This window comes from Agrobacterium sp. 22-214-1 (genome assembly GCF_053522465.1).
In genome coordinates, this window is sequence record NZ_JBNWCK010000006.1 from 184,666 (window position 1) to 208,980 (window position 24,315).

At 60.5% G+C, this 24,315-nt stretch carries 23 protein-coding genes; 13 read left to right on the forward strand and 10 right to left on the reverse strand.

What is annotated here, in order from left to right; all coding sequences use genetic code 11:
* The first annotated feature begins 397 nt into the window (after positions 1 to 397).
* The 7 genes from ACQZ5G_RS20310 to ACQZ5G_RS20340 all read left to right on the forward strand — a co-directional run bounded on the left by ACQZ5G_RS20310 (position 398) and on the right by ACQZ5G_RS20340 (position 8,528).
* The gene (locus ACQZ5G_RS20310) at positions 398 to 2,251 is read left to right on the forward strand and encodes an ABC transporter permease (protein WP_448738659.1); all 1,854 of its coding nucleotides are present in this window, start codon (positions 398 to 400) and stop codon (positions 2,249 to 2,251) included.
* The gene (locus ACQZ5G_RS20315; RefSeq protein ID WP_003522023.1) at positions 2,251 to 3,384 is read left to right on the forward strand and encodes an ABC transporter ATP-binding protein; all 1,134 of its coding nucleotides are present in this window, start codon (positions 2,251 to 2,253) and stop codon (positions 3,382 to 3,384) included. The genes ACQZ5G_RS20310 and ACQZ5G_RS20315 overlap by 1 nt, the downstream gene beginning before the upstream one ends.
* Positions 3,385 to 3,417: 33 nt before the next feature.
* A complete protein-coding gene (locus ACQZ5G_RS20320; protein ID WP_448738658.1) occupies positions 3,418 to 4,542 on the forward strand; it encodes an ABC transporter substrate-binding protein in 1,125 nt (374 codons plus the stop codon).
* Positions 4,543 to 4,557: 15 nt separating this feature from the next.
* Entirely contained in the window at positions 4,558 to 5,706 is a 1,149-nt protein-coding gene (locus ACQZ5G_RS20325) for an ABC transporter substrate-binding protein (protein ID WP_448738657.1), read from the forward strand.
* Positions 5,707 to 5,755: 49 nt separating this feature from the next.
* Positions 5,756 to 6,877, forward strand: coding sequence for an ABC transporter substrate-binding protein (locus tag ACQZ5G_RS20330; protein WP_080820431.1), 1,122 nt, complete (start codon positions 5,756 to 5,758; stop codon positions 6,875 to 6,877).
* A 61-nt stretch (positions 6,878 to 6,938) separates the two neighbouring features.
* Complete coding sequence (locus ACQZ5G_RS20335) at positions 6,939 to 7,853, forward strand: inositol monophosphatase family protein (protein ID WP_448738656.1); 915 nt, start codon at positions 6,939 to 6,941, stop codon at positions 7,851 to 7,853.
* Between the two features lie 48 nt (positions 7,854 to 7,901).
* Positions 7,902 to 8,528 (forward strand): dual specificity protein phosphatase family protein, encoded by a 627-nt coding sequence (locus ACQZ5G_RS20340; RefSeq protein ID WP_220318216.1) that lies wholly within the window; start codon positions 7,902 to 7,904, stop codon positions 8,526 to 8,528.
* A gap of 19 nt (positions 8,529 to 8,547) precedes the next feature.
* Here the strand turns inward: ACQZ5G_RS20340 and ACQZ5G_RS20345 are convergent, their stop codons facing one another.
* The 7 genes from ACQZ5G_RS20345 to ACQZ5G_RS20375 all read right to left on the reverse strand — a co-directional run bounded on the left by ACQZ5G_RS20345 (position 8,548) and on the right by ACQZ5G_RS20375 (position 14,988).
* Positions 8,548 to 8,763 carry a hypothetical protein gene (locus ACQZ5G_RS20345; protein ID WP_152442688.1) on the reverse strand — a complete coding sequence of 72 codons (216 nt, stop codon included), beginning with the start codon at positions 8,761 to 8,763 and terminating at the stop codon, positions 8,548 to 8,550.
* Positions 8,764 to 8,823: 60 nt separating this feature from the next.
* A complete protein-coding gene (locus ACQZ5G_RS20350) occupies positions 8,824 to 9,909 on the reverse strand; it encodes an ABC transporter ATP-binding protein (protein WP_448738655.1) in 1,086 nt (361 codons plus the stop codon).
* The gene (locus ACQZ5G_RS20355; protein WP_448738654.1) at positions 9,906 to 10,733 is read right to left on the reverse strand and encodes a carbohydrate ABC transporter permease; all 828 of its coding nucleotides are present in this window, start codon (positions 10,731 to 10,733) and stop codon (positions 9,906 to 9,908) included. Before ACQZ5G_RS20355 ends, ACQZ5G_RS20350 begins: the two co-directional genes overlap by 4 nt.
* Complete coding sequence (locus ACQZ5G_RS20360) at positions 10,730 to 11,632, reverse strand: carbohydrate ABC transporter permease (RefSeq protein ID WP_078053306.1); 903 nt, start codon at positions 11,630 to 11,632, stop codon at positions 10,730 to 10,732. The genes ACQZ5G_RS20355 and ACQZ5G_RS20360 overlap by 4 nt, the downstream gene beginning before the upstream one ends.
* A 111-nt stretch (positions 11,633 to 11,743) precedes the next feature.
* The gene (locus ACQZ5G_RS20365; protein ID WP_448738653.1) at positions 11,744 to 12,976 is read right to left on the reverse strand and encodes an ABC transporter substrate-binding protein; all 1,233 of its coding nucleotides are present in this window, start codon (positions 12,974 to 12,976) and stop codon (positions 11,744 to 11,746) included.
* A gap of 62 nt (positions 12,977 to 13,038) precedes the next feature.
* Positions 13,039 to 13,941 carry a sugar phosphate isomerase/epimerase family protein gene (locus tag ACQZ5G_RS20370; RefSeq protein ID WP_080820441.1) on the reverse strand — a complete coding sequence of 301 codons (903 nt, stop codon included), beginning with the start codon at positions 13,939 to 13,941 and terminating at the stop codon, positions 13,039 to 13,041.
* Positions 13,942 to 13,953: 12 nt separating this feature from the next.
* A complete protein-coding gene (locus ACQZ5G_RS20375; RefSeq protein ID WP_448738652.1) occupies positions 13,954 to 14,988 on the reverse strand; it encodes a Gfo/Idh/MocA family protein in 1,035 nt (344 codons plus the stop codon).
* Positions 14,989 to 15,128: 140 nt separating this feature from the next.
* On the opposite strand from ACQZ5G_RS20375, the gene ACQZ5G_RS20380 reads away from it, so the two are divergent.
* Positions 15,129 to 16,157: a LacI family DNA-binding transcriptional regulator gene (locus ACQZ5G_RS20380; protein ID WP_031234048.1), complete on the forward strand. Its 1,029-nt coding sequence runs from the start codon at positions 15,129 to 15,131 to the stop codon at positions 16,155 to 16,157.
* A 15-nt stretch (positions 16,158 to 16,172) separates the two neighbouring features.
* Here ACQZ5G_RS20380 and ACQZ5G_RS20385 read toward each other — a convergent pair whose 3' ends face one another.
* Both ACQZ5G_RS20385 and ACQZ5G_RS20390 read right to left on the reverse strand, forming a co-directional pair.
* Positions 16,173 to 17,051: a hypothetical protein gene (locus ACQZ5G_RS20385; RefSeq protein WP_448738651.1), complete on the reverse strand. Its 879-nt coding sequence runs from the start codon at positions 17,049 to 17,051 to the stop codon at positions 16,173 to 16,175.
* A 149-nt stretch (positions 17,052 to 17,200) separates the two neighbouring features.
* Complete coding sequence (locus tag ACQZ5G_RS20390) at positions 17,201 to 17,974, reverse strand: SDR family oxidoreductase (protein WP_448738650.1); 774 nt, start codon at positions 17,972 to 17,974, stop codon at positions 17,201 to 17,203.
* A 137-nt stretch (positions 17,975 to 18,111) separates the two neighbouring features.
* Between ACQZ5G_RS20390 and ACQZ5G_RS20395 the strand changes: the two genes are divergently transcribed.
* Complete coding sequence (locus ACQZ5G_RS20395; RefSeq protein WP_448738649.1) at positions 18,112 to 19,011, forward strand: LysR family transcriptional regulator; 900 nt, start codon at positions 18,112 to 18,114, stop codon at positions 19,009 to 19,011.
* 71 nt (positions 19,012 to 19,082) lie between these two features.
* Here the strand turns inward: ACQZ5G_RS20395 and ACQZ5G_RS20400 are convergent, their stop codons facing one another.
* Complete coding sequence (locus tag ACQZ5G_RS20400) at positions 19,083 to 19,478, reverse strand: (R)-mandelonitrile lyase (protein ID WP_448738648.1); 396 nt, start codon at positions 19,476 to 19,478, stop codon at positions 19,083 to 19,085.
* A 304-nt stretch (positions 19,479 to 19,782) separates the two neighbouring features.
* Between ACQZ5G_RS20400 and ACQZ5G_RS20405 the strand changes: the two genes are divergently transcribed.
* From ACQZ5G_RS20405 to ACQZ5G_RS20420, 4 genes are all read left to right on the forward strand, one after another.
* Positions 19,783 to 20,805: a substrate-binding domain-containing protein gene (locus ACQZ5G_RS20405; RefSeq protein ID WP_448738647.1), complete on the forward strand. Its 1,023-nt coding sequence runs from the start codon at positions 19,783 to 19,785 to the stop codon at positions 20,803 to 20,805.
* A gap of 103 nt (positions 20,806 to 20,908) precedes the next feature.
* Entirely contained in the window at positions 20,909 to 22,402 is a 1,494-nt protein-coding gene (locus ACQZ5G_RS20410) for a sugar ABC transporter ATP-binding protein (RefSeq protein WP_448738646.1), read from the forward strand.
* Positions 22,399 to 23,343 carry an ABC transporter permease gene (locus ACQZ5G_RS20415; RefSeq protein WP_046800969.1) on the forward strand — a complete coding sequence of 315 codons (945 nt, stop codon included), beginning with the start codon at positions 22,399 to 22,401 and terminating at the stop codon, positions 23,341 to 23,343. Before ACQZ5G_RS20410 ends, ACQZ5G_RS20415 begins: the two co-directional genes overlap by 4 nt.
* A gap of 1 nt (position 23,344) precedes the next feature.
* Positions 23,345 to 24,313 (forward strand): ABC transporter permease, encoded by a 969-nt coding sequence (locus ACQZ5G_RS20420; RefSeq protein ID WP_065117786.1) that lies wholly within the window; start codon positions 23,345 to 23,347, stop codon positions 24,311 to 24,313.
* Positions 24,314 to 24,315: the final 2 nt, after the last annotated feature.

Sequence of the window (24,315 nt, forward strand, 5' to 3'; positions counted from 1 at the left end):
CAGGAAAATGTCTCATCCGTTCCATTGTCGCCATGCAGGGGAAAAACATTTCCCACGCAAGCTCGTTCAAAAATTACAGTTTTGTGACAAAAAACCATTTTAAAACAAATAAATAAGTTAGTGATCACGTGTGCATTTTTTCATTGACAAAATGTTTTTTAAGACGGATCATGCATTCCAAGGTCAAGGAAGATATGGAATTTTTATTCTACATCGGCCTTGCCGGCGATGTTTTCGGGAGGAGCTGGATCATCGTTATTTGTGGGCTGGACGCCCGCTTGTGAAGCATTGACGCATTGCTGAAGGTCAACGCACGCGCCGCCTGTTCCGCGGGTCGCGCGAAGGCGGGTGCTTGCCGGCGTGTGGCGGCAATTGCGTGGCCATATGGGGAGAGATAATGGCTCTTTTAAGCGAATCGACGAAGGCGGAGGCGCTGGGAAGTCCCCCGGCGACCGCGCCTTCGGCATGGCAGGCCTGGCGGTATCGTCTCAAGGTCGCGCTCAGGGAACCGACGACGCTGATCGGCGTCCTGACGGCGCTGCTTTTCACCTATCTGATCGTCGTTCCGATCATTTCGATCATTCTCGACGCCGTCCGCGTCCAGTTCGGCCACGAACGGCGTCTCGGCAAGGATGTCGGCGATCTCACGCTTTATTATCTCGACAGGGCGTTTTTTTCGCCCGTCGCATCGGATCTTTTCTGGCGTCCGCTCTTCAATACGCTGACCGTGGCATTCGGGGCGATTGCGCTTTCGCTCGTCATCGGCACCGTGCTCGCCTGGCTTATCAGCCGGACGGACATGTTCGGCCGTCGCTGGTTCGCCACCGCCTTGATCGTGCCCTATATGCTGCCGGCCTGGACCTTTGCGCTTGCCTGGACGACGCTGTTTAAAAATCGCACCGTTGGCGGTCAGCCCGGCTGGTTCGAGGCGATAGGCCTCACTCCGCCGGATTGGGTGGCTTATGGGCGTTTCCCGATCACCATTATCCTTGCCCTGCACTACACGCCTTTCGTCATCCTGCTGTTCGGCTCGGCGCTTCGCCGCTTCGACTCGCAGCTTGAAGATTCCGCCCGCATTCTCGGCGCCCATCGTTATCAGGTGGCGTTGCAGGTCATCCTGCCGCTGATGCGCCCGGCGCTGCTTTCTTCCATGGTGCTGATCTTCGCGAAGTGCCTCGGCGAGTTTGGCGTGCCCTATGTTCTCGGGCTGCCCGTGAAGTTCGAGGTCCTGTCCACCTCGCTGTTCCGCAGCATTGCTTCGCGCCAGACCGGCGTTGCCGGCGTCGTTGCGGCCTCGATCATGCTCATCGGCATCATCACGCTCATGATCGACGCCCGGCTCGTTCGCGAAGCCCGCCGTTTCGTGACCATCGGTTCGAAGGGCTCGATGAACCGGCAAAACCGCCTCGGCAGGATGCGGCTTCCGGCAACCGGCTTTGCGGCCGCCATCTTCATCCTCAGCGTCGGTCTGCCGCTTCTGACACTGGCGCTCTCGACCGTCATGAAAATGCCGGCCCGCTTCACGTTCGAGAACTTCACGCTCGATTACTGGATCGGCAGCAATCTCAACACGGTGGCTTTGCAGACTGGCGTGCTCCTGAGCCCCGATCTGTGGGCAGCCGCGAAAAACACGATGATGATCGTCGGTCTTGCCTCGCTCACATCGGGTATTCTCGGCCTGCTTGTCGGTTATGTCGTCATCCGCACGCCGGTGCGGGCCCTGTCGGTCTATCTGCGACAGGTGACGTTCCTGCCTTATCTCGTGCCCGGCATCGCTTTTGCCGCCGCCTATCTGTCGCTCTTTGCCGTTCCGCGCGGGCCGATGCCGGCGCTTTATGGCACGGTGACGATTCTCATCCTCGCGCTGATCGCCGACCAGATGCCCTATGCCTCGCGCGCCGGCATTTCGGCCATGACGCAGCTTGGAAAGGATCCCGAAGAGGCGGCCCAGATCGCCGGCGCGGGCTGGTTCCGCCGCATGATCTCCATCGTCATTCCGATCCAGAAGGGATCGCTGGTGACCGGGGTTCTCCTGCCCTTCATTTCGGGCATCAAGGGCTTGAGCCTCTTCGTGATCCTGGCCGTGCCGAGCACGGATGTTCTGACCACCTATTCGCTGCGGCTGGTCGATTACCACTACACGCAGGCCGCCAACGCCGTGGTGCTGATCATCGCCGCCATCGCCTATTTCGGCACGCTGTTGGCCCAGAAGCTGACCCGCACAAATCTTGCAGAAGGACTTGGAAGCTGATGCCTACCATCAACCTGCGCGGTGCGCAGAAAAACTACGGTGTGAATTCCGCAAATGCGGTTTCCGATCTCGATCTCGAAATTCGCGACGGCGAGTTCATGTGTCTGCTCGGCCCTTCCGGCTGCGGCAAGACCACGACGCTGCGTATGATCGCCGGCCTTGAAAACCTCTCCGGCGGGGAAATTCGCGTCGGCGACCGGGTGATCGATTCCGTTACCGAAGGCATCTTCGTGCCGCCGGAAAAGCGTGAAATGGGCCTGGTCTTCCAGAGCTACGCTCTGTGGCCGCATCTGACCATCGAGCGCAACACGGATTTCGGCCTGCGCCTGCGCAAGCTGCCGAAAGCGGAGCGCGAAGCACGGGTGGAGCGCGTCATGCAGGCGCTCGATATCGCCAAATATCGCGACCGCTATCCGTCGCAGCTTTCCGGCGGACAGCAGCAGCGCGTGGCGCTCGCCCGCATGCTCGCGGTCAATCCGGGCGTTCTGCTTCTCGATGAGCCGCTCTCCAATCTGGATGCCCGGCTGCGGCTGGAAATGCGCGCCGAGCTGAAGCGGCTGCACAAGGAGTTCAAGACCACCATCGTCTTCGTGACACATGACCAGTGGGAAGCCATGACGCTCGCCACCACCATCGCCGTCATGAACGAGGGCACGCTGCAGCAGATGGGCACGCCGAACGATATCTATGACCGTCCGGCCAATCGTTTCGTCGCCGAATTCGTGGGAAGCCCGCCGATCAATATCCTGACCTTCGGCCAGCCCGGCGTGTCGGATATAGCCGACAGGGCGGAAGCCTATTTCGCAACGCGTTATCCACAACTGCGCGGCATCGCCTCGATCGGCATGAGGCCAGAGGCGATGGGTTATGCGATGAAGCCCGAGGATGTGCCGCAGGGCAGCTTCTCCGGCGAAATGACGGTGACCGGCGTGCTGCCGACCGGCGGCAGCTGGATTCTCGAACTCAGAAGCGAGAACCACACGTTGTTCCTGACCACCCATTCCCTGCCGCGTATCGACAGCGGCGACCGCGTGTTTTTCCACGTGCCGCCGGAGGCCCTGCACGCCTTTGACGTGAGGGGGCAGCGCATCACCGAGGCGGACGCCGTTCTGCGCAACAGCACCTACAACTGAAAACGCCGCCGAGACGGCTGAAGGAGAAGCAGTATGAAGCGGACAATGACGGGCCTGAGCCGGCTGTTATGCGCAACGGCGATCGCCGCAACGCTTGGCGGCGCGGCGAAGGCGGGAGAACCTTTCGACCTCAATGCCCTGATCGAGGCGGCGAAAAAGGAAAAGCCGATCACCGTCTATGACAGCACGGGCAAGATCGTCGAAATGGCGAAGAACTTCGCGGCAAAATATGGTGTCGGCGCAGAGGGCGCGAAGGTGAAGGCTTCGGCCCAACTGGAAATGATCATCCGCGAGGCGCGCGCCAACAATATTCAGGGCGATGTCTCTATCATCAGCGATGCGCCTGCGGCGATGGCGCAGCTTATTCCGCTCGGTTTCGTCGAAAGCTGGCTGCCGCCGGATATGGCCGGCAATATTCCCCCGGAATATCAGGACCCGCTTACCGTCGTCACCAGCGCCAATGTCTGGGCCTATAACAGCGAGCTTTTCGACAAATGCCCCGTTTCCAACATCTGGGAACTGACCGACCCGAAGTGGAAGGGCAAGGTGGCGATGCAGGATCCGCTGGGCAAGGCCTCCTATGTCGACTGGTTCAACCAGATGGCCAGCCACGGCGACGGCGAGGTGAAGGCGGCCTATAAGGCGCTTTACGGCAAGGACCTCGAAACCGGGGAAAAGAGCGCGACTGCGGCCTGGGTGAAGGCGCTCGCCGCCAACGCTCCGCTGCTGACCGACGCCGATGCGGCCGCTGCCGAAGCCGTTGGCGCTCCCGGCCAGAAGGAGCCCTTCATGGGCCTCATCAGCTCGGCGAAGTTCCGCGACAATGTCGAGAAGGGCATGAAACTCGGCCTCTGCAAGGAGCTGAAACCCTGGGTCGGCTGGCTCTATCCGGGTGTCGGGCTGATCACCAAGGGCACGAACAGCCCGAATGCGGCGAAGCTCTTCATTCATTACATCATGACCGCCGAAGGCATCGCGCCGCAGGCGATCGACGGCAAGATGTCGACCAACAAAGAGGTGAGCCTGCCTGCGGATGAGCCGTCGGGTATCGGCGCCGTTCTCGATGACATTCTGCCCTACAGCATGGCGACCAGCCTTGAAGACTGGGATGCGCGTGAAACCTGGCAGGACTTCTGGCGTGTGAACTACAAAAAATAACGGGGGGACCATCTGGTGACGATCACTACTCAGAACAAGAATGGCAATGAGCGCAGGCGGCGCAGGACCGCCTCCGCACTTTGCCTCGGCTTTTCGCTGGCGCTCAGCGGGGCCGCCCATGCGCAGGATGCCTTCAATCTCGATGCGCTCATCGACGCCGCGAAGAAGGAAAAGCCGATCACGGTTTATGCGGTGACCGGCAAGATCATCGATACGGCAGAGGCCTTCACCGCCAAATACGGCGTGCAGGCGAGCGGCAAGAAGGTGAACGAGGCAACGCAGGTCGAGTTGATGATCCGCGAACATCGGGCGGGCAATGTCGTCGGCGATGTCAGCGTGGCAACCGATGTCGCCTCCGCCATGGGCGAGCTTCTGCCGGAAGGCATCGCCACCAGCTGGACGCCGCCGGATCTCGAAGGCGATATTCCGCAAAAGCTGCGCGATCCGCTCGTGGTCGTCTCGGACCCGCATGTCTGGACCTACAATACCGAGAAATACGACACATGCCCGGTCACCAACATCTGGCAGCTGACGGAGCCGAAGTGGAAGGGCAAGCTTGCCATGCTCGATCTCTTCGACAAGCCGCTTTATGCCGACTGGTTCAACCAGATCGAAACCCATCACGATGCCGATGTCGCCAGGGCCTATGAGGACCTTTACGGCAAGAAGCTGGAGACGGGCGAAAAAAGCGCAACGGCGGCCTGGGTGAAAGCCTTTGCCGAAAATGCGCCGCTGCTGACGGATTCGAGTTCGGTGGCGGATGCGGCGGGTGCGCCGGGGCAGGCCGATCCCTTCTTCGTCATCACTTCGGTGGCGAAGTATCGTGACAACGAGGCCAAGGGGCTGAAGCTCGGTCTTTGCAGCGGCGTAAAGCCCTTTTCCGGCTTTCTTTATCCCGGTTTCGGGCTGATTGCCGGGCAAACGAAAAGCCCGAATGCGGCGAAGCTTTTCCTGCATTACCTGATGACGGAAGAAGGCATCGCACCGCAGACCGCTGACGGCAAGCTCTCCGGCAATATGAAAATTGCCCTGCCGGCGGATGAGCCCTCGAAGGTCGCCAATCATCTCGATGAGCTGATGGCTTTCGACGCCGCAACGGCGGCCGACGACCTCGACAAGCGCGAAGGCTGGCAGGATTTCTGGCGTGTGAACTACAAAAAATAAACGGAAGGCGGGTGCGAGCCCGCCTGTCTTTTCCTTGGGAGGGGAAGCGATGCGAAGAACCAATTTGAGGACCGCCTCGGCCATGGCCGCAGCTGCAGCGATTATGGGCGTTTCCGCATTGACCGCGGCGGCTGAAGAGACTTTCGATCTCGATGCTGTTCTTGCGGCTGCGAAGCAGGAGAAGCCGATCAACATCTATGACAGCACTGGCAAGATCGTTGAGATGGCCGATAAATTCAGCGCCAAATACGGGCTGAAGGCGACGGGAGTGAAGGTTTCCGCCAATAGCCAGCTGGAGATGATCATCCGCGAAAGCCAGTCGAACAATGTGCAGGGCGATGTAGTGCTGATCACCGATGCGCCTTCGGCGCTCGCCCAGCTTCTGCCGGCAGGTTTCGTCGAGAATTATCTGCCGGGCGACATGGTCTCGAAAATCCCGGCGCAGTTTCAAAACCCGCTGGCCATTTCCACCAATGCCAATGTCTGGGCCTATAATACCGAAGCCTATGACAAATGCCCGGTGACGAATATCTGGGAACTGACCGAGCCGAAATGGAAAGGCAAGGTCGCCATGGTCGATCCGCTCAGCAAGAGCACCTATACGGACTGGTTCAACCAGCTTGAAGCCCACGGCAATGAAAAGGTGGCGGCAGCCTACAAGGCCCATTCCGGCAAGCAGATGGAGGAAAAGGGCGCGGCAGCCGCCTGGATCAAGGCGCTGGCCGCGAATGGTCCGCTCGCCACCGATGGTGACGACCCGGTGGCGGAGGCGGTGGGCGCGCCGGGTCAGAAGCAGCCCTTCTTCGGCCTGCTGAGTTCGGCCAAATTTCGCGACAATGCCGACAAGGGCTACAAGCTCGGCCTCTGCACCGATCTCGATCCCTGGGTCGGCTGGACCTATATCAAGCTCGGCCTGATGGCCTCCAAGACCAGAAGCCCGAACACTGCCAAGCTCTTTATCCATTACGTCCTGACGGAAGAGGGCATCGCCCCGCAGATGAAGGACGGCAAGCTGCCGACCAATACCGACATCAAGATGCCGGATGACGAGCCTTCGGGGCTGATGAAGGTCGCCGACCGGCTGATGGGCTACGATTCCGCCACCGGTCTCGATGATTTCGACCGCCGCGAGGAATGGCAGGATTTCTGGCGCGTCAACTATACGAAATAACCCCGGCTGGCGCGGCCCGTGCCGCGCCGCCTCCTCCCTTTTGCGAACGAACGGACTGGACATGCCGATGCAGACCTCATTGAGCGAACGGAAACCTGGAGACGAGGATGCGTTTTCCCGCTCTGTGCGGTTGATGAAGATCGCGGAAACAGCGGCGCGTGCCGTGCGCGATCCGTTGCTGGCGGCGTTTCGGTCGGATATGGCGGTGGACTACAAGGTCGATCTCCACGATATCGTGACCATCCATGACAAGCGCGCCGAGGCTGCCATCCGCGCCGTCATTCGCGAACGGGAGCCCAATTCGGCGATCATGGGCGAGGAGGGCGGCCAGATCGGTAGCGGTGAGGTGCAATGGTATGTCGACCCCATCGACGGCACGGCAAATTTCGCCCGCGGCCTTGCTTTCTGGTGCGTGTCGATCGCTGCCGTCATAGGCGGAGAAGTCGTCGCCGGCGTGGTTTACGATCCTGTGGCAGACCAGATGTTTTCCGCCGATCTCAAAACCTCCTATCTTGATGGCGAAAGGCTGCATTCCCGCAGCGTTGCAGATGAGACGCGGGCGACGCTCATCACAGGCTATCCCGTCTCGCGCGATTTCCGGCTGGATGGGCGGGAAGCGGCGCTCGCCAATTTCGGGACTCTCACTGAGACCTTTTCGACATTGCGCCGGCCCGGCAGCGCTGCGCTCAGCATTGCCCATGTCGCGGCCGGCTGGACGGATGCGGCCGCCGGTTTCGGCGTCAATGCCTGGGATGTGGCAGCAGCCATTCTCATCCTCAAAAACGCCGGTGGAACCTATGAGCCGCTGACCCTCGGAAAGGTGGCGGAAGGTTCCGCCGATTTCCTTTGCCCGGGCTATATCGCCACGGGTGAGGGGGCCAGCTATCCGACATTGCAGCGGGTGGCGCGATCCATATCCGAAAGCCGCATCGCCAATGCAGCGATGCAACTGAACCAGTCGGCCGCGAAGGCCTGAAGACGCAATAGATGACGGCGGCCGTATAGACGCCGATGGAGACATGACATGCCGCAATCGCGACCGACCCCATTCCGAGAGCAGGAAACAGGCGAGCTGCCGAAGCTCAGCCGCATCTATGAGCAGCATCCGCTTTACGGCGTCGATCTCTTCATTTCCGGCAAGGAGGGGGCGAGCGACCTCAATCTTCTACGCCAGAACGGCATTACCACCGTCGTCAATTGCGCCGTCAATCTGGATTTCAATTTCGTGGAGCAGTCACAGGTCGTTTCCGACCACGAAGGCAGCGTCTATGGGCCGGGCGAAATCCGCTACTACAAGATCGGCCTGATCGACGGGAGCGGAAATCCCGATACCCAGATGGTTGCGGCCCATTATATCCTGCGAGCGGCGCTGGAGCAGATATTGCCCGACAAGCCCTCCTATCCCCGGCGGGAGCGTGGCAACGTGCTCATCAATTGCCGGGGCGGACGTTCGCGTTCCGTCGCCGTCGTTGCGCTTTTCCTGCATCTCACGTTGCCAATGGAGTTTCCGACGCTGGATGACGCCATAGGCTTCGTTCGCCTGAAACGCGAATTGCCGGAGAACGAATGGTACAAGGCGCCGAAACCCGTGCTTGCGGATGCTGCCCGCCGGGCCGCCGGCTGGATTGCCATGATCGACGCCGCGCATTGAAAGGCGGGAGACTGTCGGGTCAGTTTTGTGGCTCCAGCGCGCTTGCCGCGGCCTCGGCACGCGCGGCGGCCTCCTTTGCTTCCCGCTCGGCGCGGGAGGCCGCTTCCGGGTTGCTCGAACCGTCATAGCCTCCCATGGCGCGTTCCCCGATGGCGATGTGGACATCCTTGAGCTGGATGATGACAAGACCGATGAGGATGGCCGCGCCGATAAGGAACGCTGTTTTCCCGTTCATGGTCATTCGACTCCACGCTTCGTGTTTGCCGGCGGAGGAAACAGCCGGCAAAACCGCCGCTCAGCGGGACAGGAGGCCGATGCCTGTTTCCGCATCGAACAAATGCATATCGGACGGGTCGATGTCGAGGCCGATCGTTTCACCGGCCTTGACTGCGCTGCGTCCCTGCACCGCGATGACCAGTTCGGTGGAGGTTCCCGTCGTGAGGAAGGTCGCCGAACCGGTCGTTTCCACCGCGGAAACCGGCAGCGCCAATGTCGCTCCGGCTGCTGCGGCCGGCCGGATATGTTCCGGCCTGATGCCGACGATCACATCTTTGCCGGGCGGCAGGGAGGTCGGATTCCCGATCGATTGCTGCGGCTCGCCTTCGCCGAACCTGAGCTGAAGCGACGCGCCATCCGGGCTGACGGTCGCCGGAATGAAATTCATGGCCGGCGAGCCGATGAAGCCCGCAACGAAACGATTGACCGGGCTGTCGTATAGTTCCAGCGGCGTGCCCTGCTGCTCGATCACGCCATCGCGCATGACGACGACATGATCGGCCATGGTCATCGCTTCGATCTGGTCGTGGGTGACGTAGACCGAAGTGGCATGCAGGCGATCGTGCAGCGCGCGGATTTCCTTTCGCATGTGGACGCGTAGCGCCGCATCGAGATTGGAAAGCGGCTCATCGAACAGAAACGCCTGCGGGTTGCGGATGATCGCCCGGCTCATGGCCACACGCTGGCGCTGGCCGCCGGAGAGTTCGCGGGGATAACGCTTCATCAGCTTTGAAAGACCTGTTGTGGCGGCAACTTCTTCCGCCGCCTTTCGGGCCTCGGCCTTGGCCACGCCGCGCATACGCAGCGAATAGGTGAGATTTTCCTCCACGGTCATATGCGGGTAGAGCGCATAGGACTGGAACACCATGGCCACGTCGCGCTTGCGCGGCGGCACGCCGTTCATGAGCGTGCCGGCAATGCGCATGTCGCCGGCCGATATGGTTTCCAGCCCGGCGAGCGAGCGCAGAAGGGTGGATTTGCCGCACCCGGAGGGGCCGACAAGCGCGACGAAGGTGCCCTTCTCGATGGAAAGGTTGATGTTCTTCAGCGCATGAAAGGCGCCGTAATATTTGTTGACGCCGGAAAGTTCGATCTGAAGGGTCATTTGAGCGCTCCCGATGTCAGGCCGGATACGATGCGGCGCTGCAAGAGAATGAAGAGGGCGAGAATGGGCGTCACATACATGGTCGCATAGGCCATGATGTTGTTCCATTCGCTGGTGTTGGGGCCCATGAAGGAATTGAGGCCGACACTCGCCGGCTGCAATTCGGCCGCCTGGATCATCGATTTCGAATAGACGAACTCACCGAAGGCCTGCATGAAGATGAGGATGGCGCTGACGAGGATGCCGTTTCTGGCAAGCGGCAGCACTATGTTGAAAAACGCGCCGGCCCGGGAGTTGCCATCCACAAGTGCGGCCTCTTCCAGTTCCTGCGGCACGGCCATGAAGGTGGCGCGCACAAGCACCACGAAGAAGGGCATGCTTTTCGCTGCAATGGCGAGGATGACCGACAGGCGCGGATAATCGAGAAGCCCGAATTGCGAGAAGCCGACGAAGATCGGCGTGATCATCAGCGATGCCGGCAGAACCTGCAGCATGAGGATGAGGAACAGGCCGATATCCACCCAGACATTGCGATAGCGCGCCAGCACATAGGCGCAGCCGACGCCGAGAATGGTGATCAGCAGCACCGCGCTCGAAGCGATCAGCACCGAATTCCACAGGTATCTGCCCATGTTGCGGCTGTTCCAGACATAGGCATAGGTCTGCCATTGCGGGTCCGTGGGCCAGAAGGCGGGCGGATTGGCGAACATTTCCGAGCCGCTTTTGAGCGAGGTCAGATACATCCAGTAAAGCGGGAAAAGGTAGATGATGGCGAGCACGATGGCGATGGCCAGCATCAGGCAGTTGCGGGTCGTGATGCTCATCCGCGCACCTCATGCCGTGTGGAGCGCACATAAACGATGGAGGCCAGCATGACGAAAACGATCATGATGACGGAGATCGTGGCGCCCTTGCCGAAATCATATTGCCGGAAGGACAGGTCCCAGGCCCAATATTGCGCCACGTTGGAGCTGTTGTTCGGTCCGCCATCGGTAATGGCGGCGAAAAGATCGAATTGCTGCAGCGTAAAGATCAGCCCGAGCGAGACGATTGCACCGATGGTGGAGCGCATCATCGGCAGGGTGATGGTGTGGAAGCGCTGCCAGGCATTGGCGCCGTCCAGCTCCGCGGCTTCGTAGAGGTCGCCGGGAATGGAGGCGAGGCCGACGGAAAGCAGGATCATGTTGAAGGAGGTGCCGAGCCAGATATTGGCGATGACGACCGCCCAGAGCGAAAAATTCGCATCCGAACGCCAGAAGATATTGCCCGATATCAGGCCGCTTTCCCGCAGGAAGAAATTCAACACGCCGAAATCGCCCGAGAGAATCCAGTTCCAGATCGCGCCCACCACGAGGCCGGGCATGACCCAGGACACGAGAAAAAGGCCGCGCAGCCAGGTGGCGCCGGGAAAATTGACCCAGAAGAACAACGCCAGACCGAAGCCGATGGCGAATTGCCCGGCAATCGAGGCCACAACAAAGGTGACGGTGTTGAAAAGGATCGGCAATGTTTCCGGCTGCCGGAACAGATCTATATAATTCTTGAAGCCGACGAAGGGGCGCACGAAGGTGCCCAGGCTGAACATGTCGACTTCCTGAAAGCTCATGACGATGTTGTAAATGAGCGGCAGCCCCGCCATGACGAACAGGAAGCCCAAAGGAAAGGCGACAAGGACGATATCGAAACCGCGACCGTCACTGACGCTGGAAAACAGTTTTTTCATGAAACATCCTCGCAAGCTCCAGTCGGGGCCGCCGCCGCTTGTCGCGGCAGGCAGCCCCACCGGGAGGAACCCCCTGGGTGGAGGCCGGAGAAACCCGGCCGCCCGCCCGGATCAGCCTTCGACCAGCTTTATCTTTTCAGCGGCCTGGTCGAGCGCGGCTTTCGGCGTCATCTGACCCGAAAGCGCACCCTGGATGGCATCTTGAATCGCCTTGGAAATCTTCGGCCATTCCGGCGAGGGGCCGCGCGGCTGCGCATATTTCAGCTGTTCCACGAAGGTCTTCAGCGCCTCATCCTTCAACGCATTGCCGGTAGGCGGAACCGGAATATCCGAGCGCGCCGGCAACTGGCCGAAGTTCTTGAACATGTCCTTGTCCTTAGAGGCGAAGAACTCGATTGCCTTGAAGGCCTCTTCCGGATGTTTCGTCTTGGAGAAGATCGCCCAGTTATAGTCACCCATGGCCGAAGACCGGGGGGCGTCGGGCGTGGGAACCGGCAGCAAAGCAACACCCCAGTCGAATTTGGCGTCCTTCAGCATGCGGTCGATTTCCCATGGGCCGGAAATGACCATGGCGGCATTGCCGGCGTTGAAGGTGGCGGTGGAATCCCACTGGCTGCGCGTCAGCGTATCCGGCGATGCCAGCTTTTCATCCAGCATCAGCTTCCACGTCTCGAGTGCTTTGACGGCACCCTCGGTATTGATGTTCTTGTAGGTCGCGCCTGCCATCTGCGCCCAGGGCAGGAACTGGAAGGTGCCTTCCTCATTCGCCTTGGCGCTGAAGCTGATGCCGTAAATATTCTTCGAGGGGTCGGTCAGCTTGCGGGCCACTTCCACCAGCTCGTCCCAGGTCTGCGGCGGTTTTGCTGCATCGAGGCCTGCGGCCTTGAACAGGTCCTTGTTGTAATAAAGCGCAATCGTATTCGTCGCCTTCGGCACGCCGAAATATTTGCCGTCCCACATCACCGATTTCAGCGGTCCCGGAAAATAATTCTCCGTCTTGATGACATCCGACTTGGCGATCATGTCGGTCACATCGAGAAAGGCGCCGCGTGCGGCGAACATGGCGTGGTTGGGGTTGTCGATGGCGATGATGTCGGGCGCATTGCCGGTGGAATAGGCGCGCATGGATTCGCTCACCACATCATCGAACTGCAATTGCCGGTATTCGATCTTGATGCCGTTATTGAGCGCGTTGAACTCCTTGATGAGGTTCGGCGCCGGCTGGATATCGCGATCCAGCGACCAGAGGGTCAACGTCACATCTTCTGCCTGCGCCGCAATAGCGCCGGCGGATACGCCCGCCAGCATAAACGCGCCGGCCATCATGCATTTCGCGATACCCATAATCTCCTCCTCTTGGTTATCGTCTCTGCAATTTTCGAAAACCTTCTCCCAAAAGGCTTCCGTTATGTCGGATCGACGACGAAATCGCCGCCGCGGCATTTTTTCAGATAGTTCAGGCCATGCACCTGGCCCGTCATTTCCAGCGCGTCGCGATAGACGGGGTCATGCCAGCCCTCGATGTCGATGGAGCCAGACCAGCCGGCGAGGCGCAGTTCGGAAATAATGTCCGTCCAGTTGCTGTCGCCGAAGCCCGGCGTGCGCATGAAGACGAATTTTTCCTTGCCGAAAATGCCGTGCTCGCGAATGACATCCCAGCGGATGGTCGCGTCCTTGCCGTGCACATGAAAAATCTTGTCCGCCCATTTGCGGATCTGCGGCAGTGGGTCGATCAGATAGACCATCTGATGGCAGGGTTCCCATTCGATGCCGATATGCTCGTCCGGCGTTTCGTTGAAGATCAGTTCCCATGCGTCGGGATTGTGCGCGATGTTCCAGTCGCCGGTCTGCCAGTTGCCGTCCATGGCGCAGTTTTCAAAGGCGATCTTCACGCCCTTGTCGGCGGCGCGTTTTGCAAGCTCGCTCCAGATTTGCCTGTATCGGGGCAGGCTTTCCGGCAGCGGTTTGCCGCGCAGCCGGCCGGTGAACCCCGCAACGCAGGTCGCGCCGAAATGGTGGGCATTGTCGATGCAGTCTTTCCAGCCCTGCAATGTCTCAAGGTCGATGTCGGTTTCCTCCAGCGGATTGCCGAACATGCCGAGCGTGCTGATGGTGATGTCGCGCTCGCCAATCGCCTCGCGGCAGCGCTTGCCGAGTTCGGCAAGGTCCTGACCGTTGGTGGTCTGCCAGAAGAAGGGCTCGAAGCTTTCAAAGCCGAGATCGGCGATCTGGCCGATGCGTTCGGCGGCCTGTCCCTTGGTGGCGCTGACCATGGTGCCGATGCGGATGGATGTTGCCGGATTGCTCACGTCTTTCAGTCCTTATGCTGCAATGGAAACACGCTGGCCGAGGCGGGCGCTTTCAATCGCGCCGATCACCATGGCAAGGCTGTTGATGTTGTCGAAGGAGGCCGTTTCCGGCATCTCACCCGTGCGGATGGACTCTAGGAACGAGAGAATGACGCTGGCATGGCCGCGCGTGTCCTTCTCGGAAACGGTTTCGGAAACGTTTACGGTCTTAAAGCCGCGCAGAAGCCCCTGTTCGTCGCCGGCCACGGAGGCGGAGAAATTGTCTTCCCCGTCCCAGAGGATCATGCCCTTCGAGCCGATCAGTCGCCAGCGCGCTTCCCAGCTGGTCCGCTCGCCTTCGGCGCACCATGAACCGCGATAGGTGAAGACGACATCATTCGAGAACTCGAAAATGGCGTTGGCGCTTGCGCCATGGGCATACCATGAGCCGGCCGGGTTCTTTTCCACGCAGAAGACGGAGAGGGGTTTTTCATTGGCGACGAAACGGGCCGCATCGAAGGTGTGGATCGCCATGTCGAGAAGCAGGACGTTCTTCATCTCCTCGCGGAAGCCGCCGAAATGCGGCCCAAGGAAGAAATCGCAATGGATGGCCGTCAAATTGCCGATGACGCCGTCTTCCACCGCGCGGCGCAGCCGCCGGATACCCGCCACAAATCGTCGGTTTTGCACCACGGCATGAATTTTTCCGGCTTTTTTCGCCAGTTCTACCAGCGTGGCGGCTTCCTCCATCGAGGCGGCAAGCGGCTTTTCGCTGAGCACATGGCACCCGGCCTCAAGACCGGCCTCAACCACGGCGAAGCGCGCCTGCGGGATGACGATATCAAAAAGGATGTCGGATTTCGTTTTAGCGAGAACCTCGCGCAGATCCGTGCCGATGACCGCGTCGGTGAGGGCGAATTCTTCGGCAAGCGCGCGGGCCGTGTTCTCGTTCAGGTCGACCAGCCCGGCGATCCTGATCGCGCCGGCGATTTCCGGCGTGGATTGAATGGCGCGCAGCCAGCCTTTGGCCATGGCTCCGCACCCGCATAAAACGGCATTGAATGTCATCTCATCTCCCCGGACTCTTTCGCAAACTCCTCTTTGCGCAGAGCGTCGTAAACGTTTACGAGACTATGCCGATGATGTTAGATATGTCAAGACCGTTAAGGGGCGCGTCGATTGCGCGCCGGGCCTGGGAGGGGGAGTGCATGAAAGGAATTCGTCAGCTTGCCGATTATCTGGAGATATCGATAGGCACTGTTTCCCGTGCCCTGAACGGCAAGCCGGATGTAAACGAAGAAACGCGGCGGCGCGTTCTGGAAGCGGCGGAAAAGCTGGGTTATGTCGCCAACCAGTCCGGCCGTAGCCTCAGGCAGGGAACCACCAATGTCATCGGCCTGATGACCGGCAGCGACGCGCAGACCGTGGAGAACTCCGACAACTTCTTCCTGGGTGTGACGGACGGTCTGCAAAGCGTGTTTTCCGGACATAATCTCGATCTCATCGTTCTGCCCTGTCCGGGGGAAGAGGATCCGGATGAATATCTGAAGCGCATGGTGGCGCGCCGCATGGTGGATGCGATGATCATTTCCGCGACGCGGCGGATCGACAAACGTGTGGATTTCCTGAAGCAGACCCGGCTGCCTTTCGTAGCGCTCGGACGCACCGCTTCCAGCGACACTCACGCCTGGATCGATCTCGATTTCGAGGGCGTCGCGAAAAATGCGGTCGACCGCCTTGCCGCTGCCGGTCATCGTTCGATTGCGGTGGCGGTGCCCGACAGCGATATCAATCTCGGTTATGTTTTTCTGGAAGGGTACAGGCGCGCGCTGGAAGACAATGGCATCGCTTACGATTCCTCGCTGGTCATCCGTGCGAAATCGAGCGAGCAGGGCGGTTATCACGCCGCCAGCGAGTGGCTGCAGATGCGGCCCCGGCCAACGGCGATCGTGCTGATCTACGAACTGATGGCGGTCGGTCTTTATCGGCGGCTTGCGGAAGTGGGCCTGAAACCGGGGCGCGATCTCGCCGTCATCGGCTTCCGCGATGGCCCGCGCGGCCAGTTTCTGGAACCGCGGCTGACCAGTTTCCGCATGTCCCTGCATGATCTCGGCGTGACGGTGGCCCAGACGCTGTTATCGACCATGCCGGCCTACGCACCCTTTTACCCCGATCAGGCCCGCCATTGCGTGTGGCCCATGCTTCTGGTGGCCGGCGAGAGCGATCCCGCCCCATAAGGCCGCAGGCGGGCGTTAAAGCTTGAGGCCGTCAACGCTCACGACGCCGAAAGGATTGAATTTATATTCGTCTTCCTCATACCGTGTGTCGTCTGAGAGGGAGGCGCCACGGCCCTTCAGGGTGGCTTCAACGCCTTCACGCGCCATTTGCTCGGCGATATCATCTATCAAGGCAGCTATCGTCAGCTGTTCGGCGTTCGTCGATGGCTGGTCCTCGTCTTTTTTGGTGAAGCGCACCTGCACATCGGGCAAGCCGATCAGGTGAAATCCGACGCTCGTCATGCCTTCGGCATCGTCTCCTATGGGGCGGCGTGCGAAAGCCAGACGGCAGGTTCTGGCAAGCGCCATCCCGTCATCGGCGGCCGCCTCGCCGCGCGACTGCTCGTAAAGCTGCTTCCAGCGCCTTGCGCCATGGGCGACGCCCGCACTTTCACCCTTCACGGCGACAGCGCCGTGATCGAGCATGTGCTGTACGAATCCGAGGGCCTTTGCGGATGTCTTCACCGCTGTTTCGGCATCCATGGACGGGCTGAGCACATAAAGAACCGAGCCGTGTCCGGCGACGGCTTCCTCATCCTCCGGCTGGTAGGCATCGGGGTCGACGCGATCCCAACAGACATTGAACGAACGTTCCATTCGGTCGTCCGCCTCATCCTGTGAATAATCCTCGTCGAGACTGAAATCGGGCGCAAAATCATCGATGGCGGCGCGGGCGCTCTTCTGCAGCGCCGCCAGCCCATTTTCCGCGCCAAGAAAACAGAGGATGTGCCGGGGTTTGTATTCGGAACGGGATTCAGCAAAGGCCGCCGGCTTGCCCGTTGCTGCGCCGAGAGACGGCCTTGCCAGCATAAGGCCGCCCAGAAATGCGAGAACGCCACGACGCCCGGAATTCATCCGATACCCCCAAAGTTTCCATCAACAGGATGAGGGGGTTTTACACCGGCATATATCATTCAGCCATATGGCGTTCGATATTTTTGGCATCGCGGTTTTGTGCCCCGGAAGGAGCCGGCGGCCTGAGCCGCTGTGTCATCCGGCAGCGACTATTTCGTGGTGTAACCGCCATTGACCAGAATGGTCTGGCCGGTCATCCACCAGCCATCCGTGACGAGAAAGCGGATATAGGGAACGATGTCCTCGATATCGGTGAGACCGGTTTTCGAGAAGCCGGAAAGAGCGGCGGCGCTCTTGTGATAGGCCTGCGCCTCCGGCGTTTCCTGACCGTAGAAGAATGGTGTGTCCATCGGTCCGGGACCGATTGCCGTCACGGATATGCCGCGTTCGCCAAATTCCTTGGCGGCTGCACGGGTGAAATGTTCCACCGGGGCCTTGGTGCCGGCATAGCTGGCGTAAAACGGCGTGAAAGCGCCCAGGAGCGATGTCACGAGGGTGCAGATCTTGCCGTTATCGCTGACATGGCGTCCGGCCTGCTGGAGGAAAAAGAAGGCCGACTTGGCGTTAACGGCAGTCATTTCGTCATATTCGGCTTCGGACGTGTCGAGGATCGGCTTTTTCAGCACCTTGCCGACGGTGTTGATGGCAATATCCGGGCGGCCGATGGCGGCGACGGCATCGGCAAACAGCTTTTCGACCGCACTTGCCGTGGTGAGATCGGCCTGAAGGGCGACGGCCTCAGCGCCGGCCGCCTTCACGGCGGCCACGGTTGCCTCGGCATCGGCCCTGGTTGCGGCGCTGTTGTAATGGATGGCGATGGCGCGGGCGCCTTGGCCGGCAAAATCGCGGGCAATCAATCCACCGAGATTTTTCGCGCCGCCGGCGATGATGACGGTTTTGCCCTTGAGGGAATGGTCTGTCATGGGTCGGCCTCCTTTTGCCGTGCTCGGCCACGCTGGTGGCCGCTTTCGTTGCAGCAGGATATCGTCTAGCATTGCGTGATAAAGGCACTTATTCTGACATAACTTGTCAGAAAATCCGCACAATAGGGTGTTTTCGGTTGGACCGTATCGACCTGTTCCGCATCTTCACACGCGTCGTTGACTGCGCGAGTTTCACGCGGGCCGCCGATACGCTCGGCATACCGCGCTCTTCCGTTTCGGCGGCGGTGCAGGAACTGGAAGGGCGTGTCGGTGCGCGGCTGCTGAACCGCACGACGCGCAAGGTCTCGCCAACCGAGGATGGCTCGGCCTTTTACGAGCGCTGCCAGCGGCTGATCGCCGATGTCGAAGATGCGGAAAATCTCTTTCGGCAGACGGCGGCGCAGCCTTCGGGCCGGTTGCGGATCGACGTGCCGGGCCGGATCGGGCGGCTGGTCATCGCACCGGCACTCCCGGAATTTCTCGATCTTTATCCGCAGATCGACATAGGCCTCGGCGTTACCGACCGCGCCGTCGATCTGGTGGAAGACAATATCGATTGCGTGCTGCGTGTCGGACCGCTCAGCGATTCCGGCCTGATCGCGCGGCCGATCGGCAAGCTGCCGCTGATCAATGTCGCAAGCCCCTCTTATCTCGCGCGTCACGGAACGCCGAAAACGCCCCACGATCTTTCCCGCCACTGGGCGGTCAATTACGCGTCGCCGTCCAGCGGGCGGGTGGAAAACTGGGAGTGGGTCGAAGGCGAGACGCTGCATTCGCTTTCCATGCGCGGCCGCGTCGCCGTCAACAATGCCGAGGCCTATATCGCCTGTTGTCTTGCCGGTCTCGGCTTGATCCAGATACCGGCTTACGACGTCAGGCTGCATCTGGAGAGCGGCGAACTCATCGAGGTCATGCCAGCCCATCGGGCCGAGCCAATGCCGATGACGTTGCTTTATGCCCACCGCCAGCATCTGTCGCGGCGGCTGCAGGTGTTTGCGGAATGGCTGGAGGCCCTGCTGCGGCGACGGCTTTTGTAGCGTCGCGGTTTGCAGGCCCCCCGATTGGTTGCGGATGTTTCGTCGCCGGTCGCCACGCCGGCACATCCGCGTCAGCCGCCATACTGGTCATCCGTCACCTGTTCCATCCAGTCCACAACCTTGCCGTCCTTGACCTCCTGAAGTGCAATATGGGTCATGGCGATATCAGGTGCGGCCCCGTGCCAGTGCCTTTCGCCCGGTGCGAACCAGACGGTATCGCCGGGACGGATTTCCTCCACCGGGCCGCCTTCGCGCTGCGCGCGTCCGAGGCCGGAGACCACAATCAGGGTCTGGCCGAGGGGATGGGTGTGCCAGGCGGTGCGGGCGCCGGGTTCGAAGGTGACCTGAGCGCCCTGAACCCGCTCGGCATCAAAGGGGTTGAAGAGGGAATCGATGCGGACCTGCCCCGTGAACCATGCCTCGGGGCCTTTCGCCGATGCCCGTGTTCCTGCGCGCAATATTTCCATTGGTCGTTCTCCCGATTGCTGACTCGAGGCGATTTGAAGCGGGAATCCTCCCATTGTCCACAGTGAAATGAAAATCGACATGATCTGTCGGCCAAGGGCGTTTTCCGAAGCTCCGTGCCGCGTTGGTTTTGGCCCATGTCTCGATTTTTCAAGCCTTTTCCGTAGGTAGGAACTGCTCATCCGCCACCGTTCCACATCCTGCGATAAAAATTATTCTCGGGATTGACTCATTAATGAAAACGGTTACATTCGCCGATGTAAACGGTTTCATTAGTTAAAAACCGTGCTTGGAGGAGCAAATTTCATGTTTAGACATTTGATGGCTGCTGCCGCGATGGTGCTGGCGGCGGGCACGTCGGCGCATGCCCGGGAGCAGAGCTTCAAGATCGGTCTTTCCAATTCTTTCGTCGGCAGCGAATGGCGCACGCAGATGATAGAAGAGGCTCAGGCTGCCGCGAAAGCGTGGGGCGAAAAGGGCGTCAAGGTTGAGGTTGTCGTTCAGAGCGGCAATGTCGATGTGCAGGGGCAGATCGGCCATATCCGCAATTTCATGAACCAGGGCGTCGATGCGATCCTCATCAACCCCGGCAGCCCGACGGCCTTCGATCCGATCTTCGCGCAGGCCAAGGCGCGCAATATTCTCGTCATCGCAACCGACGCCGAAGTGTCCTCGAAGGATGCGCTCTATGTCGGCATCGACCAGAAGGCATGGGCGGCGCAATCCGCGCAATGGCTTGCGGATGCGCTGAAGGGCAAGGGAAGCGTCGTCGCCATCAACGGCATCGCCGGCAACCCCGCCAACGAAGCCCGCGTCGCCGGTTATCGCGAAGTGTTCAAGAAATATCCTGACATCAAGGTGCTGAACGAAGCCAATGCGAGCTGGGATCAGGCGCAGGGCCAGCAGGCCATGCAGAACCTGCTCGCCACCTATCCCGATATCAGCGGTGTGTGGGTTCAGGACGGCATGGCGGACGGCGCATGGCGCGCCATCGAAGCCGCCGGCAAGACCAAGGACATTGCCGCGACCGGTGAAATCCGCAAGGACTTCATGACCCGCTGGGAAAAGGAAAAGTTCAATTCCGGCGCTTCGGTCAATCCTCCCGGCGTCATGGCCAGCGCGCTCAACGTCGCTGTCCTGAAGCTGCAGGGCAAGGAATTCAAGGACGGCGTCTTCGGCGGCACCTATGGTAACGCCATCTATATTCCGATCCCCTTCGTCAGCAATGACAACCTTGCCGACAACATCAAGGCTGCCGATGGCAAGCCGGGCTACTGGTCCGTCACGGCGACCGTGACGCCGGAACAGGCCGGCGAGTTCTTCAAGTAAGAGCCGTTTCGGGTCGGCGACAAGCGCCGGCCCGAACCAGAATTTCGAGCGCGGACCGGGCCTTGGCCGGCCGCCTGTGACAAGCATTATTCGGGGACATGCGATGGCGAACGCTTTGGAAGCGGCCGGCATAACGAAGAATTTTGGCGCGGTGCGCGCGCTTTCCGACGGCAGGCTGACGGTTGGTCGCGGTGAAATTCACGCATTGCTGGGCGCCAATGGCTGCGGCAAGAGCACGCTTTGCAAGATCGTTGCGGGCGCGGTCGCGCCGACCAGCGGCACGATCCGGTTCAACGGTGCGGAAGTGCGCTTCAAAAGCCCGCGGGATGCCGAAAATGCCGGCATCGCCCTGTTTTATCAGGAACTCAGCCTCATTCCGCAGCTTTCGGTCGCCGATAATATCTTTCTCGGCCGCGAGCCGAAACGCGGCATCTTTGTCGACGGCAAGGTGCTGAAGGCCGAAGCGGCCAGACTGATCGCGCTGTTTGATGGTGTGGCTGGCGAAGGGCTGGAGCCGGACGCAATCGTTGGCAATCTGCCGCCGGATCAGCGCCAGCTCGTCGAAATCCTCAAGGTCTTCGCGCAGAATGCCAGCCTGATGATCATGGACGAGGCGACGGCGGCGCTCGATGGCCGCCAGTCCCAGCGCTTTTTCGAGATACTCCGGGCCAAGAAGGCGGACGGTATCTCGACCATCATGATTTCCCACCGCCTCGACGAGGTTTTCGCCGTCTGCGACCGCATCACCGTCATGCGCAACGGTGCGACGATTTCCGAACTCGACACCGCAGCCACCACCCGTGAAGCCGTCGTGCACGACATGGTCGGCGATGTTCGGGCCGCTCCTGCCCGTCAGAACGGGCGTTCGGCTGCTGCGCCGAGCCTGAAGCTGGCGGATGTTGCAGGTGAAGGCGTTCGCGGTGTCTCTCTGGAAGCCTATCCGGGCGAAATCGTCGGTCTGGCCGGCCTGCAGGGGCAGGGCCAGTCGGCCTTGCTGAAGGGCCTTTTCGGCGCCAACCCATTTGCTGCCGGCCAAATCCGGTTTGAGGGTCGTGAAATCACCATCGGCAAGCCTTCGCAGGCGGTTCATAGTGGTTTTGCCTATGTCTCTGGCGACCGTGGCCGTGACGCTTCCCTTCAGGGCCGGTCGATCTTCGAAAATCTCGTCGCGGCGCTGATGGTGCGTGAAAAGATGCGGCTGGTCCGTCCCGCGACTCTGAAGCCGCGCGTGCAGAAGGTCGCGAACGACATGAAGACGAAGTTCGCCGGCCTCGATATGCCGATCGGCACGCTTTCGGGCGGCAACCAGCAGAAGATTTTCATCTCCCGCTGGCTCGCCACAGCACCGAAACTGCTGCTGCTCGACGATCCGACCAAGGGCATCGATCTTGGCGCGAAAGCGGATCTCTTCGCCCTGATGCGGCAGCAGGCCGATGCTGGCGCGACCATCCTTCTTTATTCCTCGGAGGATGCGGAAATCCTCGAATATGCCGACCGTATTCTTGTGTTCAACGGTGGACGCATTTCTGCGGAACTGACCGGAGCCGACATGACATCCGTAAACATGACCCGCGCCGCTTATGGAGATGCCGCATGAGCGCCTCCGGTTTTCTGCGCAGGCAGCCATGGGTCATCACCCTCGTCGTACTGGCGCTTCTCATCGCCGTGAACACGTTTCTGCAGCCTTCCTTCGTTCAGCCTTCCGTGCTGCAATCGAACCTGACGACGTTTCTGCCGCTGATCCTGGTCGCCATTGGCCAGACCTATGTCATTCTGGCGGGCGATATCGATCTGTCGGTCGGCAGCATCGTGGCGCTCGCGAATGTCGTCACCGTCAGCGTCATCGCAGCACTCGGCGGCACGACGGGGGCCGTCTTCGCCGGCATGGCGGCGGGTGCGGCGGTTGGGCTGCTCTGCGGACTGGTCAATGGCCTCTTCATATCCGGCCTGCGCTTTCAGCCGATCGTCACCACCTTCGCAACCGGCATTATCTTCGCCGGGCTGGCGATCTGGGTTCTGCCGCAGGCGGGTCTTCCGGTGCCGGAGGCCTATTGGCAGACCTATTCCGGCAGCTTCATCGGCTTGCCCTTCGTGCTGTGGGTGCTGATTGGGGGCATCGCCTTCACCCTCATCGTGTCGCGTATTCCGTTTCATACGCACCTGTTGGCCGTCGGCGGCAATCGCACCGGGGCCTTCCAGACGGGTCTGCGCCTTTCGGGCATCCGCATCGGCGCATATATGATCTCCGGTCTGTTCTCGGCGCTGGCGGCGCTGTGCCTGACGGGGGAGACGGCCTCGGGCGATCCGTTGCTCGGCGCAAGTCTGGCGCTGTCCTCCATCTCGGCCGTGGTTCTGGGCGGCACCGCACTTTCGGGCGGTTTCGGCAGCTCGACAGGGTCGATTGCCGGCGCACTGGTGCTCGGCATGATCGGTAATGTGATTTTCTTTGCGGGGCTGCCCTTCGAGTACCAGACGCTGGTGCAGGGTTTGATCGTGCTGACGGCGCTGGCCGGCGGCGTTCTGGTGACGAGGCGTTGATATGACCAATCCCGGCTTGCAAATCAAAACCCTCCTAACCGATCCCCTGACCATCGCCATTGGCGCATCGGTCTTCCTGCTGCTGGTCGGCGAATTGTTGTCGCCCGGCTTCGCGCAAGGGTCCCAGATCGTGCGGCTGCTGACGATTGCCGCCATTCTCGGCATCGTCGCGGCGGGTCAGAACCTCGTCATCCTAGGCGGACGCGAAGGCATCGATCTTTCCGTCGGCGCGATGATCTCGCTCGGCGCCGTCCTTGCCGGCAATATGATGAACGGCCAGAATGCCGGCATTCCGCTTGCCATTCTCGTTGCCGGCGGCATTCCTTTCCTGATCGGCCTCATCAATGGCCTCGGCATCACCTTCGTGCGCATTCCGCCGCTGGTGATGACCCTTGGTATGACGGCGGTGATCCAGGGCGGATTGGTCGTTTATTCGCAGGGTGTTCCGTCGGGCGCGGCAGCACCCCTGCTGGCAGGTTTCATCAACCGGCCGCTCATTTTTGGCATCCCCGGCGTACTCTTCGTCTGGCTGGGCATCGCCGCAATCATGCTGTTCGTCCTGCGCCGCACGGCCTTCGGTTTCGCCATCTACGCCATCGGCTCCAATGAGCGGGCGGCGACGCTCACCGGATTACCCGTCTCTTTGATCCGCACGTTGCTTTATGGTCTTTCCGGCCTGTTTGCCGGGCTGACCGGGGTGTGCGTGATCGGTTACACCGGCACCTCCTTCATCTCCGTCGGCGACCAATATGTGCTTCCGTCGATCATCGCGGTCGTCATCGGCGGCACATCGCTTGCCGGCGGCGCGGGCGGATATGTCGGAACCATGGCCGGGGCAGTTGCGCTCACCATTCTGCAAAGCGTACTGATAACGCTCAACCTCGATGTATGGGCACGGCAGATCATATTCGGTGTCACGTTGCTAGCGCTGATGCTGCTTTATGGCCGCCAAAAGCAGTTGCGTGTGTGACA

Bases quoted from the DNA above. Each gene is read 5' to 3' on its own strand.
- ACQZ5G_RS20315 (WP_003522023.1), top strand. From the start codon at position 2,251: ATGCCTACCATCAACCTGCGCGGTGCGCAGAAAAACTACGGTGTGAAT.
- ACQZ5G_RS20355 (WP_448738654.1), bottom strand. From the start codon at position 10,733: ATGAGCATCACGACCCGCAACTGCCTGATGCTGGCCATCGCCATCGTG.
- ACQZ5G_RS20350 (WP_448738655.1), bottom strand. From the start codon at position 9,909: ATGACCCTTCAGATCGAACTTTCCGGCGTCAACAAATATTACGGCGCC.
- ACQZ5G_RS20375 (WP_448738652.1), bottom strand. From the start codon at position 14,988: ATGACATTCAATGCCGTTTTATGCGGGTGCGGAGCCATGGCCAAAGGC.
- ACQZ5G_RS20345 (WP_152442688.1), bottom strand. From the start codon at position 8,763: ATGAACGGGAAAACAGCGTTCCTTATCGGCGCGGCCATCCTCATCGGT.
- ACQZ5G_RS20420 (WP_065117786.1), top strand. From the start codon at position 23,345: ATGACCAATCCCGGCTTGCAAATCAAAACCCTCCTAACCGATCCCCTG.
- ACQZ5G_RS20410 (WP_448738646.1), top strand. From the start codon at position 20,909: ATGGCGAACGCTTTGGAAGCGGCCGGCATAACGAAGAATTTTGGCGCG.
- ACQZ5G_RS20390 (WP_448738650.1), bottom strand. From the start codon at position 17,974: ATGACAGACCATTCCCTCAAGGGCAAAACCGTCATCATCGCCGGCGGC.
- ACQZ5G_RS20335 (WP_448738656.1), top strand. From the start codon at position 6,939: ATGCCGATGCAGACCTCATTGAGCGAACGGAAACCTGGAGACGAGGAT.
- ACQZ5G_RS20400 (WP_448738648.1), bottom strand. From the start codon at position 19,478: ATGGAAATATTGCGCGCAGGAACACGGGCATCGGCGAAAGGCCCCGAG.
- ACQZ5G_RS20405 (WP_448738647.1), top strand. From the start codon at position 19,783: ATGTTTAGACATTTGATGGCTGCTGCCGCGATGGTGCTGGCGGCGGGC.
- ACQZ5G_RS20320 (WP_448738658.1), top strand. From the start codon at position 3,418: ATGAAGCGGACAATGACGGGCCTGAGCCGGCTGTTATGCGCAACGGCG.
- ACQZ5G_RS20365 (WP_448738653.1), bottom strand. From the start codon at position 12,976: ATGGGTATCGCGAAATGCATGATGGCCGGCGCGTTTATGCTGGCGGGC.
- ACQZ5G_RS20310 (WP_448738659.1), top strand. From the start codon at position 398: ATGGCTCTTTTAAGCGAATCGACGAAGGCGGAGGCGCTGGGAAGTCCC.
- ACQZ5G_RS20415 (WP_046800969.1), top strand. From the start codon at position 22,399: ATGAGCGCCTCCGGTTTTCTGCGCAGGCAGCCATGGGTCATCACCCTC.
- ACQZ5G_RS20360 (WP_078053306.1), bottom strand. From the start codon at position 11,632: ATGAAAAAACTGTTTTCCAGCGTCAGTGACGGTCGCGGTTTCGATATC.
- ACQZ5G_RS20340 (WP_220318216.1), top strand. From the start codon at position 7,902: ATGCCGCAATCGCGACCGACCCCATTCCGAGAGCAGGAAACAGGCGAG.
- ACQZ5G_RS20330 (WP_080820431.1), top strand. From the start codon at position 5,756: ATGCGAAGAACCAATTTGAGGACCGCCTCGGCCATGGCCGCAGCTGCA.
- ACQZ5G_RS20380 (WP_031234048.1), top strand. From the start codon at position 15,129: ATGAAAGGAATTCGTCAGCTTGCCGATTATCTGGAGATATCGATAGGC.
- ACQZ5G_RS20385 (WP_448738651.1), bottom strand. From the start codon at position 17,051: ATGAATTCCGGGCGTCGTGGCGTTCTCGCATTTCTGGGCGGCCTTATG.